At 57.9% G+C, this 21220-nt stretch carries 22 protein-coding genes and 2 pseudogenes; 11 read left to right on the top strand and 13 right to left on the bottom strand.

The genetic code is table 11. The features are described from left to right. Positions 1 to 354: 354 nt before the first annotated feature. From CH74_RS00170 to CH74_RS19130, 6 genes and pseudogenes are all read right to left on the bottom strand, one after another. Positions 355 to 1434 carry a Fic family protein gene (locus tag CH74_RS00170; RefSeq protein ID WP_048305478.1) on the bottom strand — a complete coding sequence of 360 codons (1080 nt, stop codon included), beginning with the start codon at positions 1432 to 1434 and terminating at the stop codon, positions 355 to 357. Between the two features lie 156 nt (positions 1435 to 1590). Beyond that, the gene (locus tag CH74_RS19880) at positions 1591 to 1764 is read right to left on the bottom strand and encodes a hypothetical protein (RefSeq protein WP_367379071.1); all 174 of its coding nucleotides are present in this window, start codon (positions 1762 to 1764) and stop codon (positions 1591 to 1593) included. A 170-nt stretch (positions 1765 to 1934) separates the two neighbouring features. Continuing rightward, positions 1935 to 3160 (bottom strand): annotated as a pseudogene (locus CH74_RS00165) (MFS transporter). A gap of 184 nt (positions 3161 to 3344) precedes the next feature. Next, positions 3345 to 4406 (bottom strand): dihydroorotase, encoded by a 1062-nt coding sequence (gene pyrC, locus CH74_RS00160; RefSeq protein WP_216594670.1) that lies wholly within the window; start codon positions 4404 to 4406, stop codon positions 3345 to 3347. A 1-nt stretch (position 4407) separates the two neighbouring features. After that, positions 4408 to 4995 (bottom strand): MFS transporter, encoded by a 588-nt coding sequence (locus CH74_RS19135; protein WP_253272857.1) that lies wholly within the window; start codon positions 4993 to 4995, stop codon positions 4408 to 4410. Next, complete coding sequence (locus CH74_RS19130; protein WP_253272856.1) at positions 4914 to 5630, bottom strand: MFS transporter; 717 nt, start codon at positions 5628 to 5630, stop codon at positions 4914 to 4916. Before CH74_RS19130 ends, CH74_RS19135 begins: the two co-directional genes overlap by 82 nt. Before the next feature lie 92 nt (positions 5631 to 5722). Here CH74_RS19130 and gmk point away from each other — a divergent pair, with 92 nt between their 5' ends. From gmk to CH74_RS00135, 4 genes are all read left to right on the top strand, one after another. Further along, positions 5723 to 6355, top strand: a complete 633-nt coding sequence (gene gmk, locus CH74_RS00150; RefSeq protein WP_048305477.1) for a guanylate kinase — start codon at positions 5723 to 5725, stop codon at positions 6353 to 6355. 97 nt (positions 6356 to 6452) lie between these two features. Further along, the gene (gene rpoZ, locus CH74_RS00145; protein ID WP_048305476.1) at positions 6453 to 6716 is read left to right on the top strand and encodes a DNA-directed RNA polymerase subunit omega; all 264 of its coding nucleotides are present in this window, start codon (positions 6453 to 6455) and stop codon (positions 6714 to 6716) included. 158 nt (positions 6717 to 6874) lie between these two features. After that, positions 6875 to 9001, top strand: a complete 2127-nt coding sequence (gene spoT / locus CH74_RS00140) for a bifunctional GTP diphosphokinase/guanosine-3',5'-bis pyrophosphate 3'-pyrophosphohydrolase (RefSeq protein WP_048305475.1) — start codon at positions 6875 to 6877, stop codon at positions 8999 to 9001. A 78-nt stretch (positions 9002 to 9079) separates the two neighbouring features. Continuing rightward, the gene (locus CH74_RS00135) at positions 9080 to 9469 is read left to right on the top strand and encodes a RidA family protein (protein WP_048305614.1); all 390 of its coding nucleotides are present in this window, start codon (positions 9080 to 9082) and stop codon (positions 9467 to 9469) included. Positions 9470 to 9538: 69 nt separating this feature from the next. Here CH74_RS00135 and CH74_RS00130 read toward each other — a convergent pair whose 3' ends face one another. Beyond that, positions 9539 to 10417, bottom strand: coding sequence for an NAD(P)H-binding protein (locus CH74_RS00130; protein ID WP_048305474.1), 879 nt, complete (start codon positions 10415 to 10417; stop codon positions 9539 to 9541). Positions 10418 to 10486: 69 nt separating this feature from the next. Between CH74_RS00130 and CH74_RS00125 the strand changes: the two genes are divergently transcribed. Both CH74_RS00125 and recG read left to right on the top strand, forming a co-directional pair. Next, positions 10487 to 11413: a hydrogen peroxide-inducible genes activator gene (locus CH74_RS00125; RefSeq protein WP_048305473.1), complete on the top strand. Its 927-nt coding sequence runs from the start codon at positions 10487 to 10489 to the stop codon at positions 11411 to 11413. 8 nt (positions 11414 to 11421) lie between these two features. Continuing rightward, positions 11422 to 13509 carry an ATP-dependent DNA helicase RecG gene (recG, locus tag CH74_RS00120; protein ID WP_048305613.1) on the top strand — a complete coding sequence of 696 codons (2088 nt, stop codon included), beginning with the start codon at positions 11422 to 11424 and terminating at the stop codon, positions 13507 to 13509. A gap of 21 nt (positions 13510 to 13530) precedes the next feature. Here the strand turns inward: recG and CH74_RS00115 are convergent, their stop codons facing one another. From CH74_RS00115 to CH74_RS00105, 3 genes are all read right to left on the bottom strand, one after another. After that, positions 13531 to 13890, bottom strand: a complete 360-nt coding sequence (locus tag CH74_RS00115) for a hypothetical protein (protein WP_048305472.1) — start codon at positions 13888 to 13890, stop codon at positions 13531 to 13533. A 109-nt stretch (positions 13891 to 13999) separates the two neighbouring features. Next, positions 14000 to 14275, bottom strand: a complete 276-nt coding sequence (locus tag CH74_RS00110) for an HU family DNA-binding protein (protein WP_048305471.1) — start codon at positions 14273 to 14275, stop codon at positions 14000 to 14002. 123 nt (positions 14276 to 14398) lie between these two features. Further along, the gene (locus CH74_RS00105) at positions 14399 to 15559 is read right to left on the bottom strand and encodes an FAD-dependent oxidoreductase (RefSeq protein WP_048305470.1); all 1161 of its coding nucleotides are present in this window, start codon (positions 15557 to 15559) and stop codon (positions 14399 to 14401) included. Between the two features lie 74 nt (positions 15560 to 15633). Here CH74_RS00105 and CH74_RS00100 point away from each other — a divergent pair, with 74 nt between their 5' ends. The 4 genes from CH74_RS00100 (at position 15634) to phoR (ending at position 19194) form a co-directional block, all read left to right on the top strand. Next, positions 15634 to 16179, top strand: coding sequence for a chorismate lyase (locus CH74_RS00100; RefSeq protein ID WP_048305469.1), 546 nt, complete (start codon positions 15634 to 15636; stop codon positions 16177 to 16179). A 28-nt stretch (positions 16180 to 16207) separates the two neighbouring features. Then, positions 16208 to 17089, top strand: coding sequence for a 4-hydroxybenzoate octaprenyltransferase (gene ubiA / locus CH74_RS00095; RefSeq protein ID WP_048305468.1), 882 nt, complete (start codon positions 16208 to 16210; stop codon positions 17087 to 17089). Positions 17090 to 17166: 77 nt separating this feature from the next. Next, on the top strand, positions 17167 to 17856 hold the full coding sequence (phoB, locus tag CH74_RS00090; protein WP_048305467.1) for a phosphate regulon transcriptional regulator PhoB: 690 nt from the start codon (positions 17167 to 17169) through the stop codon (positions 17854 to 17856). A gap of 9 nt (positions 17857 to 17865) precedes the next feature. Beyond that, positions 17866 to 19194 carry a phosphate regulon sensor histidine kinase PhoR gene (phoR, locus tag CH74_RS00085; RefSeq protein ID WP_048305466.1) on the top strand — a complete coding sequence of 443 codons (1329 nt, stop codon included), beginning with the start codon at positions 17866 to 17868 and terminating at the stop codon, positions 19192 to 19194. Between the two features lie 22 nt (positions 19195 to 19216). Here phoR and CH74_RS00080 read toward each other — a convergent pair whose 3' ends face one another. After that, positions 19217 to 19699: a MarR family winged helix-turn-helix transcriptional regulator gene (locus CH74_RS00080; protein ID WP_048305464.1), complete on the bottom strand. Its 483-nt coding sequence runs from the start codon at positions 19697 to 19699 to the stop codon at positions 19217 to 19219. A gap of 136 nt (positions 19700 to 19835) precedes the next feature. Between CH74_RS00080 and CH74_RS00075 the strand changes: the two genes are divergently transcribed. Then, the gene (locus CH74_RS00075) at positions 19836 to 20285 is read left to right on the top strand and encodes a hypothetical protein (RefSeq protein ID WP_048305463.1); all 450 of its coding nucleotides are present in this window, start codon (positions 19836 to 19838) and stop codon (positions 20283 to 20285) included. Here the strand turns inward: CH74_RS00075 and cysZ are convergent. After that, positions 20258 to 20983: a sulfate transporter CysZ gene (cysZ, locus tag CH74_RS00070; RefSeq protein WP_048305462.1), complete on the bottom strand. Its 726-nt coding sequence runs from the start codon at positions 20981 to 20983 to the stop codon at positions 20258 to 20260. The genes CH74_RS00075 and cysZ overlap by 28 nt on opposite strands. A gap of 27 nt (positions 20984 to 21010) precedes the next feature. After that, positions 21011 to 21136 (bottom strand): annotated as a pseudogene (locus tag CH74_RS18525) (phosphate transport system regulator PhoU); the annotation flags it as partial. Positions 21137 to 21220: the final 84 nt, after the last annotated feature.

Here is a 21220-nt window from a genome sequence, read left to right as displayed (position 1 = left end):
TACCGTGCTCGATCAGTTCGCCACGGAAGGTCTTGGCTAGGATGGACTCGGTGAGATTGTTGACCCTGCCCAGGGCGTTGTTGATTCGTTTTTCAATGGTATCAGCGTAGGCGAAGAGTTGATCGACGCGGCTGGGTTTAGTTCGGGCGCATAGGGTGGCAGCGCTTCTAGGCGCAAACCCGCCTTAGCCCATTTGACGGCGAGCGAGCGACGATAGGCGTGAGCGGAATCCAATAATATAACGATGCCATGTCATAAATTCAGAGGATTTGCTCGACCGGCAGGCTAACCATTATGAAGTTCCCGTCTCGCCAGTAACTATTAGAGCTCCTGATAAAAATACGAAATAGCCACTCAGGCGTGTTCGATCAATAGCGCACACAGGGGGTGATTGATGTAGTAATTGCCTCGACCAATTTTTTCTTTGTGCAAAAAATCATGATCCACCAGCTGCTCTAAGTATTTGGTGGCGGTAATACGTGAAACACCCAGATCATTCATCACAAAATCAATTTTAGTGTAGGGATGGTTAAACAGATTATTCAGCAGCTCTTGACGATATATTTTCGGTAATTCATCGCGCATGCGGTGCTTATATTGGCCTATCAGCTGTTTGATCTCGGTGATCATTTTAATAGTGTTTTGGGCAGTATCAATCACGCCATCGAGCATGTACAGCAACCACGGCACCCATTGACCGGTTTCCCGCACTTGCTGTAATTGGCGATAATAATCCGTTTTGTGACGAATGATGAAACGGCTCAAGTACAGCACTGGCAGGTTGAGCAGTTCCTTGGCCACCAGATACAGAATATTGAGGATGCGTCCGGTACGACCGTTGCCGTCGTAAAACGGATGAATGCTTTCAAACTGGTGATGGATAATGGCCATTTTCACCAGTGGATCGGCATCACAGAGAGTATCGTCATTGATGTATTGCACCAGGTTATTCATCAAACGTTCGATGTCGTCCGCATGTTGTGGCGGGGTGTAAACCACTTCACCGGTTCGGGCGTTCTTGAGTTCTGTACCCGGGAGCCGGCGCAATCCTGCGTTATTCTTTTCCAGATTTTCCTGAACGCTGAGAATGTCTCCCAGGCGGATAAGTTTTTGCTGGCGTACCGTCTGAAATCCTTCTTTGAGCGCAAAGGCGTAATCTTGCACTTCCTTGGCTGCAGGATTGGTGATTGCCTCTGCAAACAGGCTGGCTTTATAGAGCTCATCATGTGTGGTGATGATATTCTCGATTTCCGAGCTGTCTTTCGCTTCCTGTAAACTGAGCGTGTTGACCAGGATGGCCTCGTTGGGGATGCTAGCCGCGACTCCTTTCAGCTCAGCCAAATAGCGGTGTGCCACGGCGGTTTTCTTCAGTACTTCGCGAGTTTCCAGTTCGACGATGTTGGCTGGCGGTAGCTCTGGAATCGAAAGAGTCATGGGTAAAACAGCCTCAATGATAGATTTTAGTGCTTTCTATGCATGTCCTGTATCATATGCATAGATTTTACTAAAAAATATACATGTTTGGCACAACACATATAGTTTTCCGCCTTTTTGTAGCAATCGAAAACACTCTTCACCGTTTTGCAACCATTAGGCAGTCCTAGGCAGCCACATGGCGTCGCCGTGTTCATTCAGCAGAGTATCCAGCTGATTGCCTAGCACTCTATCGAGTTGTCTAGCGCCGCTGTGATAAGCGAAGCGGCTATTGACGAAGTCCCGATCAACAACTACTTCGTGCGCCAGTTGCTTGGCCAGGCGGTCCAGCCATCGACGCTACGCCGGTAACCGGCTATGGCGGGTGTAAAGGTAGCCAGACGCTTGCGCTACTCGACCAAACCTTTCGCCCTCTAGGTTTGAAAATCGGCCTGCTGCCTAAAAGCGCCTATTTATGCTCGCAGCTGATGAACAGCTAGATACATCTGCATGGCAGTCTGTTATCTGCGGAGTGCATTGTCCTTTTCGATAGCCACCGTCTGGCTGCGCCGCTCTACCCAGAGCCCGATATAGAAGATTACCAGCCCTCCGGCGGCAAGCCCTGCCCCCACTAGCCCGGTGGTGGACCAGACGAAGCCCATTTTGACCGTGACACCGGCGAGCCAGGCGCCCAAGGCATTGGCACCGTTGAAGGCGGCGTGGTTGAGTGAGGCGGCCATGGTCTGAGCGTCTTCCGCCACGTCCATCAGCCGCGTTTGCAGGGCCGGGCTCATGGCCACACTGGTTCCCACGAGCCCGACACATAGAATGCCAAGCCATAAAGAGTTGGCGGCAAAATAGAAAAGCCCTTGCACTACCAAGCACCAGATCAGGATGGTGGGGATGGCCCGCAGCAGGTTCTTGTCCGCCAGACGCGCACCGATCACGTTGCCGAGCATGGTGCCGATACCAAAAATCGCCAGTACCAGGGGCCCTAGCGCTTCGCGCATGCCCGCCTGCTCGACAAGGGTAGGTACGACATAGCTGAATACCGCAAACATGCCGCCAAACCCAATACAGCCCACCGCCAGAGTGAACAGGACCCGGGGTTTGATCAATGCAGTGAACTCGCGCTTGGGGCTCGCATTGGAATCCGCGGCCTGAGCGGGTACCACAAGGCGCACCATCAGTGCCGTGAACAGGGCCACGATTCCCACGCCGGTAAAGGCTACCTGCCAGCCGAACAGATTACCGGCCCAAGTAGCCAGCGGCGCGCCAATCAAGATGGCGGTGGATAGTCCCAGCATCACCCGTCCTATCGCACCGGCGCGCTGATTGACAGGTACCGCCGCGGCAGCAACCAGAGCGGCGACGCCGAAATAAGCGCCATGAGGCAAGCCGGAGACAAAGCGCAGCAACACGAAGGAGCCAAAACTCGGAGCCAAAGCGCTTGCCAGATTGCCGATCGCGAAAAGCAGCATCAGGGCGATGAGCAAGGCGCGACGGGGTACCCGAGCCGCCAATGCGGAAATAAGCGGCGCGCCCACCACGACGCCTAGCGCATAGCTGCTGATGGCGTAGCCACATCCGGGATCGGTACCTGCAGATCGTGGGCCACCCGATGCACCAGTCCCATGATGACGAATTCGCTGGTACCGATGCTGAAACCGCCCAAAGCCAGGACGAGTTCGACCAGGCGAGGGTGGGCTGCCCGGAGGGAGTTCGCCGCGTGAGTATGCTTAGACATGGAGTAACTTCATGAGCGTAAATGACAAGATAGATGACGAGAGAACGCCGGTTGATGACCCTGCTGCCAAGCCCTACACCAGGCCAGAAAAAGCCGTTCATTATCGCAAAATACGACTAACGTATAAATAGCATGCTTTCTTTTTAAGCGATTCAATCACTCAGGTTTCATCATCAGGCGCCTCTCATCGATCAGCCCCTTTTACCGTCCAGGCAAGCGACTCCCCGGCCTTGAAAGGTACGAAATGTTCGTTGCCACAGCCTATCGTTTCCGGCACCTCGAAAGGCTCACGAATCAGTTCGATGACATCCTCGTTGGGTTCCAGACCATAGAAGCGCGGGCCATTGAGGGAACAGAAGGCTTCAAAGTGTTCGAGCGCGTCTTCCTGTTCGAATACCGTGGCATAAATTTCAAGCGCCGTGGGGGCATTGAACACACCAGCGCAGCCACAGCTCGTCTCCTTGGCGCTGGCCACATGGGGCGCGGAATCCGTGCCCAGGAAGAAGCGTGGATGGCCGCTAGCGATGGCCTGGCGCAGCGCCTGCTGATGAACGTTACGCTTGAGTACCGGCAGACAATAAAGGTGCGGGCGAATACCGCCCACCAGCATGTCGTTGCGGTTGTGGGCTAGGTGCTGCGGGGTGATCGTCGCCCCCAGGGTGTCGTTGCCTTCCAGCACGTATTGAGCGGCCTCACGGGTGGTGATGTGCTCGAAGACCACCTTGAGCTCGGGAAACTGGCGCCGAATATTCTCCATCACCTCGTCGATGAAGATCTTTTCGCGATCGAAGATATCTACCTCGGCATGGGTCACCTCACCATGAATCAAAAGCGGCATTTCCAGACGCTGCATCGTCTCGAACAGCGGATAGATCGCCTTGACGTCACTCACGCCATGAGCGGAGTTGGTAGTGGCATTGGCCGGATAGAGCTTGGCGGCGGTGAATACGCCCTCGGCAAAGCCCTCCTCCAATGTCTGAGATGTCACGCTGTCGCTCAGATAGCAGGTCATCAGCGGCGTGAAGTCGTGATCATTAGGCAACGCCGCCAGTATGCGCTCGCAATAGGCCCGGGCTGCGGCCACAGTGGTCACCGGAGCGGCCAGATTCGGCATGACGATGGCCCGGCCATACAGAGCGCTGGTATAGGGCAGTACCGTCGCCATCGTCGCGCCGTCACGCAGATGCAGGTGCCAGTCGTCGGGACGACGGATGCGCAGGGTGCGGGTATCAGTCGACAAGGTCATATCAGGACTCCGAAGAAGAGGGATTGGAAGACGCCGAAGACGTTTGAGCCTGGCGCTTGAGCAGTAGTATCAGCGCCACCAGCGCAAGCAGTGCGACGAAGCCGGCAAACCCCATGCCGGTAGCCGGCAGACCGATGTACCTGGCAGTCAGCCCGATACCCAGTACCGGCACCGAAAGCGCTACATAGGTCACTACGAAAAACGTTGAGGTGACTGCGCTGCGCTGATTCGCTGGAGAATAGGCGGTGATATCGCCTAGTCCCGCTCGCATGGCTATCCCTTGACCCAGGCCTACGACAAAGGCCCCCAAAATGAAAACGCCCAAGGAGACGAGCCCGATACCGGTGCCGATCAATATCGCACCCACTAACACCAGCACGCACCCTATCGGCAGTCGCCAAGCGTGCTTCAAGCGATCTTGAAGCCGCTGCCCAACGATGGAAGCAAAGAATGCGGTGCCGGAGACAGCCCCAATCAACAAAAGATTCGAATAGCCAAGCACCTGGGTCATGAACGCCGGCGCCATGGCGGTAGAGAACCCCAGCACCGAAAACCCTGCAAAACCGGCGATGGCGGCGGGTAGAAACACGCCGCGTACTTCCCGGGGCACCGACAGTTTCTGTAGGCGAAGCTAGGATGTGCCGGGCGCTCGACGGTTTCCCGCACCCACCATACCGCTATCAGTGCAAACCCTGTCAGACCTAGATGCACACCATAGGCAAGATGCAGCGGCCATGGCGCATACTGAGCCAGGGAGCCGGCCATGACGGGCCCCAGGCCCAGCCCGCCCATGTTGGCGGCGGTGGCGCCGAAGGTGGCAAGCCCCTTGAATTTTTTGGGCGCAAGCTCGATCACTGCAACCGTCGCCGTGCCGGTGAATATTCCTGCGGAAATACCCGACAGCACACGCCCGATGAGCAGCCAGACAAGACCCTGACTGCTCAAGAAGACAATATCGCTCACACCAGCGACCAGCAGCGCCCCGAATAGCAGCGGACGCCGGCCCAGCTGATCCGACCAGCGGCCGGTCACGATCAGTGCACCGATTACCCCAGCGCCATAGGCGGCGAAAATCACCGTAATCATGAGCTCCGAAAAGCCGAACTGCTGCTGATAGCCGGGATAAAGCGGGGTGGGCATGGTCGTGCCTAGCATGGCGACGAGGAAGGCAAAGGCCAAGCCAAGAAACGCCAGATGCGAAGACGTTCTGGGGCTATCGTTCATGAGCATCCTTGTTCAAGCATTGAGCCGCATAGTGTAGCGGCAATGTGCGATAATGCGGTTTTCTTTCGTAAAGATCCCAGCGAACGCCTCTCATGTCTCACGGCACACTCTATATCGTTTCCGCGCCCTCCGGCGCCGGCAAGACCAGCTTGGTACATGCGCTTCTCGAGCGCATCGACGCCATCCAGGTATCGATCTCCCATACCACGCGCCCCATGCGTCCAGGCGAAAACGACGGTATCAACTATCACTTCGCCGATACCGCCACCTTCGAACAGATGATCGAGCGCGGTGATTTCTTCGAGCATGCTCGAGTATTCGACAACTACTACGGCACCTCACGCCCGGCGGTACAAGCACTACTGGCCTCTGGTCAGGACGTGATCCTCGAGATCGACTGGCAGGGAGCGCGTCAGGTGCGCGAGCAGATGGCAGACGCCATCTCAATATTCATATTGCCGCCCTCGCACACCGTACTACACGAGCGACTTTCCCATCGCGGCACCGATGACGAGGCAACGATTGCGCGGCGCATGCAGGACGCCGTTAGCGAGATGGCCCATTTCGACGAATACGACCATGTCATTATCAACGATGATTTCGATAGCGCCCTGACCCAACTGATCGCCGTGATACTGGCAGAACGCTGTCGCCTTGATCGTGTTCGGGAACGCCAAGGGCCGCTGTTACAAGCACTCTTGTCACATATCGATGGGGTCGAGTAGACTATCTGGTTCCATCCTTCGTTTTCGTGTACAAGTGACGTACATGCCCATGCTACGTTGCCGTTACATGCTTGCATAACACATCAGGATACTATCCATGGCGCGAGTCACCGTTGAAGATTGCCTTGAGAATGTCGAAAACCGTTTCAAGCTGGTCATGATTTCTACCCAGCGTGCGCGTCAACTTGCCCGGGGCTCCCGAGATGCCTTGCTGCCTTGGGAAAATGACAAGGCGACAGTGATGGCACTGCGAGAAATTGCGGCTGGCAAGGTCGATGAGACCGTTCTCGACGAGCCCGTCGAAGCACCGGTACGTGTGCGTCCTGAACCCATCAGCTACGATTCCGATGTCCCGGTATAGCCAAGCGTCAATGTAACTGAAAATGAAACAACGACACCGGCGGTTACCAAACGCCGGTGGATCCAGCGGCCCGGGGCCGTAAGAATTCAAGATAGGATGGGCAAGGTTCGCGACTTTTGACGTAGCTCTCAAGAAGTTCCTCATAATAGGCGCGCTGTATGTTCACCATTGATGATCTGGCCGATCGCCTTGGCGGTTATCTTCCTCTGGATGAAATTCAGCAGGTTAAGCGCGCCTTCTATTATGCCGAACAGGCCCACGACGGCCAGAGCCGGCGCTCCGGCGAGCCCTACGTCACTCACCCTCTAGCGGTATCGAACATTCTCGCCAACATGCACATGGACCATCAAAGCCTGATGGCCGCCATGCTGCATGACGTGATCGAAGACACCGGTATTTCCAAGGACGCTCTAGCCCAGCAGTTCGGCGAGCCGGTAGCGGAACTGGTGGACGGCGTTTCCAAGCTGACTCAGATCACCTTCGAGGACAAGGCGGTCGCCCAGGCCGAGAACTTCCAGAAGATGGTCATGGCGATGTCCAAGGACATTCGCGTGATCATCGTCAAGCTCGCGGATCGGTTGCACAACATGCGCACTCTCGGTGCGTTGCGCCCGGACAAGAAACGTCGTATCGCTCGGGAAACCCTGGAAATTTATGCTCGTATCGCCGGGCGGCTGGGCATCAACACCATCCGCATCGAACTTGAAGACCTCTCTTTTCAGGCGATTTATCCGATGCGTGCCGAGCGCATCAAGCGGGCCGTTTCCAAGGCCCGGGGCAATCGTCGCACGATGATTCGTCTGGTCCAGACCACGCTGCAGAACTGTCTCGATGACGATAACCTGCCTGGCACCGTGATCGGTCGTCAGAAACATCTTCTGTCGATCTATCGCAAGATGCGCGATCAGCGCAAACCCTTTGCCGAGATCATGGATGTGTTCGGCTTTCGCATCATCACCGACAACGTCGACAGCTGCTATCGTATCCTGGGCGCTGTACACAATCTGTACAAACCGGTTCCTGGTCGCTTCAAGGATTACATCGCCATTCCCAAGGCCAACGGCTATCAGAGCTTGCACACCACCCTGTTCGGTACCAACGGCATCCCCATCGAAGTGCAGATTCGTACTCGCGAGATGGAAGCGATGGCCAACAATGGCATCGCCGCCCACTGGCTTTACAAGGCGGGCCAGACTGAGCATCCCATTGCCCTGGGCAGCCATGCGAGGGCCCGGGAGTGGGTCCGCGGTCTACTCGAGATGCAGCGCCAGGCCGGCGATTCCCTGGAATTCATCGAACACGTCAAGAACGATCTTTTCCCAGACGATGTCTACGTCTTCACCCCTCGGGGCGACATCATGGAATTGCCCCAAGGGGCCACGGTGGTGGATTTTGCCTATACGGTGCATACCGATATCGGCAATCACTGCATCGCTTGTCGCATCGACCGGCACCTGGCCCCCCTATCGACGCGTCTGGAAAGCGGTCAGACCGTGGAAATCATCACTGCCAAGGGAGCTCGCCCCAGTCTTGCCTGGTTGAATTTCGTCGTTACCGCCAAGGCGCGCTCGGCCATTCGCCATGCCCTCAAGAATCAGCAGCGCAGTGAATCCATTCAGCTTGGTCAACGGCTACTGAACCGGGCACTGGCGGATTACACCACCAGCTTCGAAGAACTTTCTGAAGAGCCGGTGCAGAAACTGCTGTGTGAGTCCGGTATATCCCACGAGGATGATCTGCTTGAATCCATTGGCCTGGGCACCCGCATGGCCCATACCGTGGCGCGGCGCCTGGCAGAAAACGATCTTCAGGAAATAGCGCACGCTGTAACGAATCAGGAAGGGCCGATAGCCATCAACGGCACCGAAGGCATGGTCATCAGCTTCGCTCGCTGCTGTCATCCGCTGCCCGGGGATTCGGTGATTGGTCATCTATCCGTCGGCAAGGGTATCGTGGTGCATCGTAGCGTCTGTCGCAATATCATCGAGTTACGCAATGAGCCGGACAAGCTGCTGACTTTGGAGTGGTCGCCGGATATCAGCGGCGATTTTCCCGTGGCGCTGCGTATTGCCATGGAATCGCGCCGTGGGCTGGTGGCAGAGCTTGCAAGCCTGGTGACCGACGCGGATGCCAATATCGAACGAGTTGGCATCGAGGAGCGGGATGCCCGCCTGTCCCTGGTCAATCTGACCCTGGCGGTCCGCGACCGAGTGCATCTGGCGCGCATCATCAAGCGCATTCGCAACCTGCATAACGTAGACAAGGTCACCCGCGTCCACAATTGATGATCCATGATCGCCTGCCGCTCCTATGGCGGCAGGGCGATCGTTTTTATTTTGGTGCAACATGACGAGGAGTCATTTATGAGTAACAAGGCCATCATTCAGACCCAAAAGGCACCTGGGGCCATCGGCCCTTACTCCCAGGCCATCAAGGCCGGCAATACGGTTTATCTGTCCGGCCAGATTCCCCTTGATCCTCAAACCATGGAGCTGGTTTCAGGTGACATCGAGGATCAGGCGCGTCAGGTCTTCACTAATCTCGGCGCCGTCTGCGAGGAAGCCGGTGGCTCCTTGCAGGATATCGTCAAACTCAATCTGTATCTGGTGGATCTGGACAACTTCATCGTGGTCAACAAGATCATGGAAGAGTTCTTCACCGCTCCCCACCCGGCCCGAGCAGCCGTTGGCGTCAAGGCACTGCCCAAGAGAAGCCAGTTCGAAGCGGATGGCGTCATGGTACTGGGTGACTAAGCCGAGCAATTGAATGGTTCGAATGAATGATCAAGATAGCTACGCCGCCAGATGGGCGGCGTAGCGGTATCAGGCTTTTTGGGTGCGACGGCCCTGGTTCGCGCTTTCAAGCACTTGGGCGTAACCTTCACGAAAGCTTGGGTAGCGGAATTCGTAGCCGGTTTCGAGCAGGCGCGAATTGTCGCAGCATTTGCTCGAGCGTCGGCGCAGCGGGGATTGTATGACTTCGTGAGTCTCGACCTTGAGCCGCTTGGCAAGCCAAGCCATTACTTCATGCAGGGGAACCGGTTCGCAGTCGCTGGCCAGGTAAAGATCCTCCAATGGCTCATCGTTCAGGGTCTTGGCGATCAGATGAGATAGCACACCGGCGCAGTCATCCCGATGAATGCGGTTGGAATACATGGGCGGCGTGGCAGCGGCGATGCGTCCTTCCCGTACCTGCTGAATGAGCCGATCGCGTCCGGGGCCATAAATACCTGAAAAGCGCACCACGGTACCGGGCAGACTATGATCGGTGAGCGTCTGTTCGGCTTCACGCATCAGCTGACCTGCGAATCCGGTAGGCTGGGTTTGAGCGCTCTCATCGACGGTTTCTCCGTCTTGCTGTGCGTAAACGCTAGTCGATGAGACAAAGAACACTCGCTTGGGCTTATGAGAGCGCTCGTCGAATTCGGCCAATACCGCCTTCAAGCCGTCTCGATAGGCGGCCTGATAGGCCTGTTCATCGAAGCGATCGGCGCTCACCACGTAGACGACGATATCCGCCTCCGGCAGCGTCTTGAGCGCGTCGGGGTCGTTGAGATCGATGGTCAGGGGCTCGATGCCACTTAAGGCCAGTTGCTCAGGATTGCGGCGCGCACCGATCACGCGATGGCCCGCCTCGATCAGCTGGGTTCCCAAGGTTTTACCGATGTCGCCACAGCCGAGAATCAAACACGTATTCTTCACCTTTACCTAGCTCCTTGGTAAAACGAACATAATCCATCGAATCGACAGGAAGCCCTCGCGGGTCCAATCATGACTCTAACAGAACTCCGCTATATCGTAACCTTGGCTCAGGAACGTCATTTCGGACGCGCTGCGGAGCGTTGCTTCGTCTCCCAGCCGACCCTATCCGTGGCGGTAAAGAAACTCGAGGACGAACTCGAGGTAGCGCTTTTTGAACGCTCCAAGGCTACCGTGCAAGTGACCCCGCTAGGCGCAAAGGTCGTCGAACAGGCTCAGCGCGTGCTCGAACAGGCAAGCATCATTCGCGAGCTGGCAAGCGAAGGCAAGGATCAGTTATCAAGCCCCTTGCGCATCGGCGCCATCTATACCATCGGGCCTTATCTGTTTCCGCATCTGATCCCGCAGCTGGCGCGCATGGCCCCTCACATGCCCCTGTACATCGAGGAGAACTTCACCGCCAACCTGCGCCATAAGCTGCGCAGCGGTGAACTCGATGCGATCATCGTCGCGCTGCCCTTCACCGAAGTCGATGTGGTCACGCGTCCGCTTTACGATGAACCCTTCGAGGTGTTGATTCCAAGCGATCATCCCTGGACGCGCAGATCCACCATCGACAAGGAAGATCTGCTGAAGGAGCGTTTGTTACTGCTCGGCGAAGGGCACTGCTTTCGCGATCAGATCCTCGAGGCCTGTCCTGCCATCAGTGCTCAACTGAACAGTCCTTCCAATACATTGACCGCGGAAGGCGGCTCTCTTGAAACCATTCGTCACATGGTCGCCTCCAAACTGGGCATCACGGTGCTGCCCCAATCCGCCATCGGCACCGGGCACTACGAGGCGGGCATGCTGGAAAGCCGCCCCTTCACTCCGGAAGCGCCCAGCCGCACCGTGGCAGTCGCCTGGCGCGCCAGCTTCCCGCGACCCAAAGCCATCGATGCGCTGATCGACGGTGTCAAGCAGTCCTATCAGGAGCAGCCGGACAGCGTGCCCGCATGAATCGGTCCATGAGTCGCTCTGATCTCGAGCAGGCGGTCACTTCCCTTGCTGGAGTCGGTGATGCCATGGCCGCCAAGCTGAGCCGGCTACGCATCGAGCGAATTGCGGATCTGCTGTTTCATCTGCCGCTACGCTATCAGGATCGCACGCGTATCACGCCGATCGCTACTCTGCGGGCCGGCCAGGAGGCGGTGGTGGATGGCGAAGTCTGCGCCGCCGATGTGATAAAAGGGCGCCGGCGCAGTCTGTTGGTGAGGCTCAAGGATGGTTCCGGTATTCTCAGCCTGCGTTTTTTTCACTTCTCCCCGGCCCAACAGCAGCAGTTCGCCCCAGGTGTTCATGTCCGCTGTTTTGGTGAAGCCAGAGCCGGTGCTACTGGGCTTGAGATCTATCACCCGGAATACCGTCTGCTGCGCCAGGAAGATGCTCCGGTCGAGGATCATCTGACCCCGATCTATCCCACCACGGAAGGCCTCACCCAGCCACGTTTACGCGGTTTGATCGCCCAGGCGCTCAAAGCTCTGGAGGAAGCACCGCACACCTTGCCGGACGGCATTCCCGATGCGCTGCGAGAGCGCTTCAGATTGCCGGAGCTGCATGCCTGTCTGGGCTATCTTCACGAACCACCGCCGGATGCGGATCTCGAACGCCTGGCCAGTGGTACCCATCCCACCCAGCGACGCCTGGCTTTGGAAGAACTACTTGCCCATCAGCTCAGCCTGCGTCAGGTACGTCTGCGTATCCAGACCGATGGCGCACCGCCGTTGACGTCAGGACGGGGCCTTCAGGCACGTTTTCTCACCCAGCTACCCTTTGCCTTGACCGGCGCCCAGCGCCGAGTACTCGACGAGATCGCCCGGGATCTGGAAACCGCGACTCCCATGCTACGCCTGGTTCAGGGGGACGTGGGTTCCGGCAAGACCGTGGTAGCAGCCATGGCGGCACTCCAGGCCATTGCCGGGGACTGTCAGGCAGCGATGATGGCGCCCACGGAGCTCCTGGCAGAGCAGCATTTTCGCAATTTGCGGGAGTGGTTCGCTCCCTTGGGCATCGAGGTGGGCTGGCTTTCCGGCAAGCTCAAGGGCAAGGCCCGACTCGATACCAAGGCGGCCATCGCCGATGGCCGCGTCCAGATGGCGGTGGGTACCCATGCCCTGTTCCAGGATGACGTGCATTTTAAGCGTCTGGGTCTGGCCATCGTCGACGAACAGCATCGCTTCGGGGTGCATCAGCGCCTGGCCCTGCGTCAGAAGGGCGAAGCCGGCGGGTTGACGCCACACCAGCTGGTCATGACCGCCACGCCGATTCCCCGCACCCTGGCAATGAGCGCCTATGCGGATCTCGATTTATCCGTGATCGACGAACTGCCACCGGGGCGCACTCCGGTGCAGACCGTCGCCGTGCCAGACGAACGCCGCCCGGAAGTCGTCACGCGTATTCGTCACGCCTGCGGCGAGGGGCGGCAGGCCTACTGGGTCTGTACCCTGATCGAGGAGTCCGAGGCGCTGCAGTGTCAGGCGGCGGAGGCGACTCGAGATGCCCTGACCGAAACCTTACCGGAACTGGCCGTCGGTCTAATTCATGGCCGTATGAAACCCGCCGAGAAGGCCGAGGTAATGGATGCCTTTAAGGCCGGGGAACTGGATCTATTGGTGGCCACCACGGTGATCGAGGTAGGGGTCGATGTGCCCAACGCCAGCCTGATGATCATCGAGAACCCGGAGCGCCTGGGCCTCTCCCAGCTGCACCAGCTACGCGGACGGGTTGGTCGAGGCGGTACCGAAAGCTTCTGCGTACTGCTTTATCATCCGCCACTGTCAGCCCATTCTCGGGAACGCCTGGGCGTCATGCGGGAGACTACGGACGGCTTTCGTATTGCCGAGAAGGATCTTGAACTGCGCGGCCCCGGTGAAGTGTTGGGCACTCGCCAGACCGGCCTGGCCCAAATGAAGATCGCGGATCTGGAGCGGGACAAGGATCTGCTTGATCGGGTCAGTCCCTTGGCCAAGGCGCTGTTGGAAGAAGCCCCGGATGCCAGCGAGATCTTGATACGTCGTTGGTTGGGGGAGGAAGCGGGGCGTTATGGCCAGGTATGAGCCAAAACGCTCTATATTCGGTCAACGCAAATAGCCCAACAGCTTTTGCAACTTCGTCAAATCCTTCGAATCACCCACAAGACGTACGCGACCGTCCATCATGCCATCCAAAAAGGCGCGCTGGGTAGGTTTCTTGAGGAGAGCAACCGCCGCATCGGGGTCGCGAAAGCGCAGCTCCAGATCGAGATCCACCGGCAGACCGGGAGTACTGTCAATGGCATCCGGTGTCATGCGGTAGTGGCGTGCGATACTCAAATCTTCCGTGGCGATACCCCAGTCCAGACGATGCATTTCAGCCAGCGTTTCACGAAAGCGCTGATTGCCGCGCCTGGCACGCTTCAACATCAATCCTAGCAGCCACAGCATCAATTTTAGTTTCATGGCGTTACCCATTGGCGGCATAAAAAATTGCCGGCTGTAGGATAGCCGGCACGCTAGATCATTGCACGCAACGGTGCTGGTTCCGCACACTCATGAAGATGGGTCTTGTCTACTTTGAAACCGCATCCTTGAGGGATTTACCTGCCTTGAAGGCAACGGTCTTGCTGGCGGGAATCTTCAAAGCCGCACCGGTTTGAGGGTTCTTGCCGGTACGAGCAGCGCGTTCACGCACCACAAAGGAACCAAAACCGATCAATGAGACATCCTGGCCCTGAGCGACAGTCTCGGTAATCTCATCGAGAATGACGTTAAGAACTTGACTGGCCTTGTCCTTGGAAAGATCGGCACGCTCGGCAATTGCCGCGGCGAGTTCTGGCTTACGCATGTAGCACTCCTGATATGAGCTATGACGAAGGTGGCAGCATTTTCCACCCGTTGTTGTTGTACCAACGATTACACAACTACTTCTTCGCCGTATTATGGATACCAGCGAAATATTACTACGCGCCTAGACTAGCAAGCCAGGTGCTACTCGCGCCAGCTCGACTTTCCTCCGCACACATTGCCCTGTCAACGCAAAGCCGATCAACTGTCCTTCCACGTCCTCGGCCAACGCCGTTAGATCGTTGCCTTCGCCCTCAATACGCCAACGCGCGGGAGTATTTCTTGGGGGCAGCGCTACCACCGGACAGGCCGGTGTCTTGACCAGTATCGGCCAGGCGCCATAGCTGACCGGGCTCAGGGTACCGGTTAGGGTCGCTGCCAAGGCCTTGGCGCTGGCCTGAAGAGGTTGAACGTACATGGCGTTGAGCCCTGCCACACAGGCGCCGTCTCCCAAGGCATAAATACCCGGTGTCGTGGTACGCAAATAGCGATCGGTATGAATGCCTTGGGCGCTGACCTCAAGCCCGGCCTGGCACGCCAGCTCGAGGCGGGGCGTCAAGCCGGTGGCGATCAGCACCAGATCGGCTTCCAGGGATTGCCCGTCGTCAAACGTCAGCGCTGCATGAGTCTTTTCATCCCGCAACCTTTCGAGCATGCGACCGAGTTTCATGTCGATGCCGATCTCGAGAAACGTATTTCCCAGCACGCGACCCAGCGGCTCGGGAAGAAGCCGTATCAAGGGCGTGTCTTCCGGGGCGATCATGATCACCTCATGGCCTCCGGCACGTAGATCGTTGGCGTATTCACAGCCCACTAGTCCTGCACCGATGATGGCCACCCGCCCAGGACGATTCAGCGCCATCAACGCCGCATGAAAGCCGCGATAGTCATCGAGATCGTTGATGGTGAAGGCTCGCCCGTGGAGAGACTCGGGAATATCGAAAGGTGGCCGAGACGAGGCGCCGGTCGCCAATACCAGCTCTTCATAGCCAAGACGCTCGGCCCCGATGACAAGCTCGGCTGTTCGAGTATCGATGGCATCGACCCGAGTGTGGGTACGCACCACTGCCTGCAACTCATCGGCGACCTGCAGGGCACTGCGTGCCACCAGCTTCTCGGGGGATATCTTCTTGGCAAAACCGGTCGAGAGCAAGGGCTTGGAATAGTCGTCGCCACTGTCTGAGGTGATAAGCGTAATCGGACGCTGCGATCCTTTGGCACGCAGCTGACGGGCCAGTCCGAGTCCGGCCATGCCAGTGCCGAGAATGGTCAAGGGTGCGCTCATGAAACTCCTGCCAAGCGATTCATCATTAACCCCTCATGGTACACTACCGCCCCTTGTTTTGACCCGGAGCCCTCGTGAGCGCCGATCTTCAGCCCTGCCAAGCCTTGATATCCTGGCGCCCCGCCGCCGCCTGGCGACCGGCCATGAGTAGCGCCTGGTGGCACTGGATCGCCTCCACGGATTCGCTGACCCGGCGTTTGACCGAAGCGGCGAACGGCGAGTTCAATGTCCGCCTACTTGTTCAGCGTTTGGACCGGCCCCGACGCGACGAGGCGCTGGCATTGAATATTCCTTTCGCTCAGTGGGTCTGGCGCCGGGAAGTGGCCTTATGCGCCGGCGGACGCCCTTGGGTAGTGGCCCGCTCCGTCGCGCCGCTGAGCGCGCTACAGGGACAGCGTCTACGCCAGCTAGGCGAACGCTCTCTGGGCAGCTGGTTGTTCCGCCAGCCGGATCTCGAGCGAGGTCCGATCGAGGTAACATCTCGACCGGCGCCCTTTCATTCTGCTGCGCCAGGCCCCTGGGGGCGGCGCTCCCTGTTTCGTCATGGCCGCTTCAAGGTGCTGGTACAAGAGTTTTTTCTTGCGCGCATGGCGGATGATCTGGGGCTGCCTAAACGCTAGACTGTTCACACATTTAGCGGAGACCTTCATGGACCAGGCCGTTCGCCCCCGTGGCCTCAAACGAATCCCCGACTTCCTGCAGCTGACCCGGCTCGACCGACCGATCGGCACCTGGCTTTTGATGTGGCCGACTCTATGGGCCTTATGGATTGCTGGGGATGGAATGCCGGCCCGAGACACGCTGCTGATCTTCGTCGCCGGCGTGTATCTCATGCGCGCCGCAGGCTGCGTGATCAATGACTATGCGGATCGTCACTGGGATGGCCATGTCAAACGAACCAAGACGCGCCCTCTGGCCACGGGGCGAATCAGCGAGAACGAGGCCAAGGGACTGTTCGCGGGTCTCGTGATTGCCGCGTTCCTACTGGTGTGTCTGACCAATGTCTTTACCGTGATGCTCGCCTTCGGCGGCGTGGTGCTGGCTTTCATCTATCCCTTCATGAAGCGCTACACGAACTGGCCACAGCTGTTTCTCGGGGCGGCGTTTTCCTGGTCGATCCCCATGGCCTTCGGCGCCGTACTGGAAACGGTGCCGGTGGAAGCCTGGCTCTTGTTCTGCGCCAATCTGACCTGGACCGTGGCTTATGACACCGAGTACGCCATGGTGGACCGGGATGACGATTTGAAAGTCGGCATCAAGTCCACTGCGGTGCTGTTCGGTCGTTACGATCGGCTGATGATCGGCCTGTTGCAGCTGGCCACCCTGACGCTTCTGGTCATCGTCGGGGCCCGTCTCACGCTGGGTGATTTCTTCTGGCTGGGGCTTGTGAGCATGGCGCTGATCTTCCTCTATCAGCACTGGCTGATCCGCCATCGTTCGCGGGATCGCTGCTTTCAGGCGTTTCTCAACAATCATTGGGCGGGACTGGTGGTGTGTGCGGGGCTGGTCCTGGATCTCTGGCCGGTCTGAAAAGTGTCCGTCATAAGATTGTCATGTATACGCGGTGTAATCGTCATCGTTGTGTCATTGCAAAGCGAGGCCAGTGGATGACTGCCAAGACCGTTCTCATCGTCGATGACGAAGCCGCCATTCGCGAAATGATCGCCGTGGCGCTGGAGATGGCGGATTACCGCGTACTGGAAGCAGGCAACGCTCAGGCGGCCCATGCCTTGATCATCGATGAACAACCCGATCTATTGCTGCTCGACTGGATGATGCCGGGCACCAGCGGCATCGAGTTCGCTCGTCGATTGAAGCGGGAAGAGGCCACCGGCGAGTTGCCAATCATTCTGCTCACCGCCAAGAGCGAGGAAGACAACAAGATATTGGGCCTGGAAGCCGGCGCCGATGATTACATCACCAAGCCGTTTTCACCTCGGGAGCTGGTGGCTCGCCTGCGGGCGGTCTTGCGTCGCACCACGCCCCGCGGCATCGAAGAGGCGGTGGAGGTCGAAGGCCTGTTGCTTGATCCGGCCAGTCATCGGGTATCATCGAAGGGCCAAGCCTTGGAAATAGGCCCCACGGAGTATCGTCTGCTCCAGTTCTTCATGACCCATCAGGAGCGCGCCTATACCCGGGGTCAACTGCTGGATCAGGTGTGGGGGGGCAATGTCTACGTCGAAGAGCGTACCGTAGACGTACATATTCGTCGCTTGCGCAAGACGCTGGGGGAGTCTCATCAGCATCTGATCCAGACCGTACGTGGCACCGGCTATCGTTTTTCGATTCAGACCTGACCCTAATCCATGTACTACTGGACCAATGAACTCTGGCGGCTGGCCTATCTGATCATCGGCATGGGCGGTCTTGGCTGGCTCGTCGGCTTTCCAGGCTGGGGGCTGGCGGCAGGACTTGCCCTGTTCATCGCCATCCATATCCGTCATCTGCGTCAGCTCTATGCCTGGCTGTATCAGAATCCCCACCAGGAGCCGCCTGCCGGCACCGGCGTATGGGGTGATCTCTTCGATCGTCTGTATCGCTATCAAAAGGCGCAGCACAAGGCCCAGTCGCGTCTGCGCACTGTCATCCACCGCGTTCAGGAGTCCGCGGAAGCCATGCGAGACAGCGTGGTGATGCTCGATCGCCGTGGCACCCTGGACTGGTGGAACAGCGCCGCGGAACGGATGTTGGGATTCAAGTCTCCTCAAGACCGGGGTCAGCATGTCACCCATCTGCTGCGAGATCCCCAGTTCATCGCTTATTTTGAAAAGCGCGACTATCGCGAGCCCTTGATTCTCCCGTCGCCAGTGCGTAGTGGTCTGATCCTGCAGTTTCAACTGACCCTGTTCGGCGACGATGAACGCCTTATCATGGCGCGAGACATCACGCGGTTGAGGCGCCTGGAGCAGATGCGCCAGGATTTCGTTGCCAATGTCTCCCACGAGCTGAGGACACCACTGACGGTTCTGGTCGGCTATCTGGAAACCTACGGCGAACATGCCGATCAGCTGCCCCCGCGCTGGCAGCGCGGTCTGCAGCAGATGCAAGAACAGACCCACCGCATGCAGAATCTGGTGGCGGATCTGCTGCTGCTGTCGCGTCTGGAAACCGATCATCGTGCAAAGCAAACCACAAGCATCGATCTTCCCGGCCTGATGGAAGCCATTCGTCGGGATGCCGAGACGCTTTCGGAAGGCAGCCATACCTTGCGTCTCGAGATCGACAACCCGCAAGACCTCTTAGGCGACGAGCAAGAGATCCATAGCGCTCTTTCCAATCTGGTCTTTAACGCCGTGCGCTACACGCCTGCAGGCAGCACCATCGTGCTGCGCTGGCATTCCTGGCATGGCGGCGCTGCACTGGAGGTGAGCGACGACGGCGAGGGAGTCGATCCGGTGCATATCCCGCGTCTCACGGAACGCTTTTACCGCATTGACAAGGATCGCAGCAGCGCAACCGGCGGCACTGGGCTGGGGCTTGCCATCGTCAAACATGTGCTGCTGCGCCACGACGCCCATCTGGAAATCGAATCTCGCCTGGGCCAGGGCGCGCTGTTTCGCTGCGTCTTTCCCGAGACGCGATTGGTGCAAGCCACTAGCGATATTCCTGCAGGCGACAAAGCCCATCGCCAGTAGCCGGCGATGATGAGCCTCTCGTTTACGGCGGCGTCACCTCTTCCGATCCATAGGGTACGTCTTCAAGACGTTCAGACATCTGCTGGAGAACGTCGACGGCTTGAGTCAACGCCTTTCGGTCCAGCGTTTCCGCCATTCGATTGGCCCACTGCGCGTAGCGCGCCATGACGATGGCATAAGCCTTTTCGCCATGATGCGTGCGCTCAACAAACGGCGAGCGTTTGTGATCGGGATTGCTAGACAGTGTCACATGGCCTGTCTTCTCCAGCTCCCCGACGATACGCTGCACGGACTGGCGAGCGAGCCCCATGCGGCGCGCGATCTGGGCAACGGTGAGCGGTCGCTCCTCGAGATCGATAGCGCCTAGTACTTTCCAGCGAGCGCTGGTCAGCCCCAGATCCGCGGTCAGACGATCACCCTCCGCTACCAGCATGCCATTCAGGCGAAAGGTCTCCAGAGCAATATCGGTAAATAGCGCGCCGCTCTCGGTATAGTCTTGCGTCATGGCTCTTTACGTTACCTTGCATTGGGTTCTCGACAGCATAGTGACAAATTGACCTTATCCAGGCGAGAAATAATTGACGGTACACCAAATTGACAACATATTGTCAAAACGACGCTATGTTATTCAGGAGTGCCCCATGAAACCGCGTATCCATGTAATCGCCGCAATGATCGCACTATTCATCATTCTGACATTCTGGTTTTCGACAGTGCTGGTCGAGCTCTTCGGCACCCGTGAGCCAATCGTCTGGGTCAAGACAGCAATCCCCTGGGGACTGCTTCTGCTTATTCCGGCGTTGATGGTTACCGGCGGATCCGGCATGGCGATGGGAAAGCGGCGCATCGACGCGCCGATCCTGGCGAAGAAACGTCGTATGCCGATCATTGCGGCACTGGGTATTCTTGTTCTCGTGCCTTCGGCTTTCTTCCTGGCTTGGAAAGCAAACCAGGGTGAACTCGATGCCATGTTCTACGCCATTCAAGGCATCGAATTACTGGCGGGGGCGACGAACATCGCACTAATGGGGCTGAACGTCCGGGATGGCCTGATCGCCGCCAGTCACAGACGCGCCGGCAATGCCTGGTAGTGCTGCCGCCACATCAGTACCGAGGCGGCCACCGCGCCGGGCAGCAAAATGAGATTGGCCACGGGGATCCAGGTTGCCAGCAGCACCCAGCCGCCGAAGGTCAGGGTCGGCCACCAGCGCGAGCGTAGCCGGCGCTTCATGTCATCGAAACTGACCCGGTTGTTGTCCATGGGGTAGTCGAGGTAGGTAATCGCCATCATCCAGGCGGAGAATGCCGCCCACAGAAAAGGCATGGCTAAATTGAGCCCCGGCACGAACCCCAGCAGAAACAGAAGCGCCATGCGCGGCAGTATGTAGGCCAGCTTGACCAGTTCCCGGCCTAAAGAGTCAATGGCGCTGCGCCAGAAGCCGCGATCGTCCAGGGGCGGGCTGCCGGTCACGCGCAGTTCGACCTTCTCGGCGAGAAAGCCGTAGAACGGCGCGGCGATGAGATTGGAGACCAGGGAGAAGGTGAAAAAAACGATCAGCCCGAGGCTTATTACCAGTAGCGGCCAAATCAGCCACTCGAGCCACATCAGCCAACTCGGCACCTTGAGCATCCAGTAATCGAGCCAGCCGCCAAAATTGTTGAGCAGATAGGCGATAGTGCCCACATAAAGCACGAGATTGACCAGCACCGGCAGAAAAACATAACGCCGCAGCCCTTTTGAAAGAACCAGCCGCGTTCCCTGGGTCAGGGCACCAAAGGCATTGAGCATAAAAAGGCTTTACTCCGCAGAAAAAGCCTAACCCTTACCCTTGAGCGCCGCCTCGTCAAGTGTATTGGCATCGATATGGCGAATATCCAGCCCCTTGAGCAGATACACCACAAACTCCGCCAGACTGTCCGCATGATCGCCGGTGCGCTCTAGATCGCAAACGTCAGCGGCGAACAACGCCATGACTGGCCGATTACCCGAGATGGCGTTTAAGATAGCGCGCTTGATATGACCTGT

Origin of the sequence: Halomonas sp. PR-M31, assembly GCF_001039575.1 — a bacterium.
In the GTDB taxonomy this organism is placed as follows: Bacteria; Pseudomonadota; Gammaproteobacteria; order Pseudomonadales; family Halomonadaceae; genus Modicisalibacter.
Note: the sequence above shows the minus strand (reverse complement) of the source record. Positions and strands in the feature narration are given on the sequence as shown.

Bases quoted from the DNA above. Each gene is read 5' to 3' on its own strand.
- CH74_RS00170 (WP_048305478.1), bottom strand. From the start codon at position 1,434: ATGACTCTTTCGATTCCAGAGCTACCGCCAGCCAACATCGTCGAACTG.
- pyrC (WP_216594670.1), bottom strand. From the start codon at position 4,406: ATGACCTTGTCGACTGATACCCGCACCCTGCGCATCCGTCGTCCCGAC.
- CH74_RS19130 (WP_253272856.1), bottom strand. From the start codon at position 5,630: ATGAACGATAGCCCCAGAACGTCTTCGCATCTGGCGTTTCTTGGCTTG.
- gmk (WP_048305477.1), top strand. From the start codon at position 5,723: ATGTCTCACGGCACACTCTATATCGTTTCCGCGCCCTCCGGCGCCGGC.
- rpoZ (WP_048305476.1), top strand. From the start codon at position 6,453: ATGGCGCGAGTCACCGTTGAAGATTGCCTTGAGAATGTCGAAAACCGT.
- spoT (WP_048305475.1), top strand. From the start codon at position 6,875: ATGTTCACCATTGATGATCTGGCCGATCGCCTTGGCGGTTATCTTCCT.
- CH74_RS00135 (WP_048305614.1), top strand. From the start codon at position 9,080: ATGAGTAACAAGGCCATCATTCAGACCCAAAAGGCACCTGGGGCCATC.
- CH74_RS00125 (WP_048305473.1), top strand. From the start codon at position 10,487: ATGACTCTAACAGAACTCCGCTATATCGTAACCTTGGCTCAGGAACGT.
- recG (WP_048305613.1), top strand. From the start codon at position 11,422: ATGAGTCGCTCTGATCTCGAGCAGGCGGTCACTTCCCTTGCTGGAGTC.
- CH74_RS00115 (WP_048305472.1), bottom strand. From the start codon at position 13,890: ATGAAACTAAAATTGATGCTGTGGCTGCTAGGATTGATGTTGAAGCGT.
- CH74_RS00110 (WP_048305471.1), bottom strand. From the start codon at position 14,275: ATGCGTAAGCCAGAACTCGCCGCGGCAATTGCCGAGCGTGCCGATCTT.
- CH74_RS00105 (WP_048305470.1), bottom strand. From the start codon at position 15,559: ATGAGCGCACCCTTGACCATTCTCGGCACTGGCATGGCCGGACTCGGA.
- ubiA (WP_048305468.1), top strand. From the start codon at position 16,208: ATGGACCAGGCCGTTCGCCCCCGTGGCCTCAAACGAATCCCCGACTTC.
- phoB (WP_048305467.1), top strand. From the start codon at position 17,167: ATGACTGCCAAGACCGTTCTCATCGTCGATGACGAAGCCGCCATTCGC.
- phoR (WP_048305466.1), top strand. From the start codon at position 17,866: ATGTACTACTGGACCAATGAACTCTGGCGGCTGGCCTATCTGATCATC.
- CH74_RS00080 (WP_048305464.1), bottom strand. From the start codon at position 19,699: ATGACGCAAGACTATACCGAGAGCGGCGCGCTATTTACCGATATTGCT.
- CH74_RS00075 (WP_048305463.1), top strand. From the start codon at position 19,836: ATGAAACCGCGTATCCATGTAATCGCCGCAATGATCGCACTATTCATC.
- cysZ (WP_048305462.1), bottom strand. From the start codon at position 20,983: ATGCTCAATGCCTTTGGTGCCCTGACCCAGGGAACGCGGCTGGTTCTT.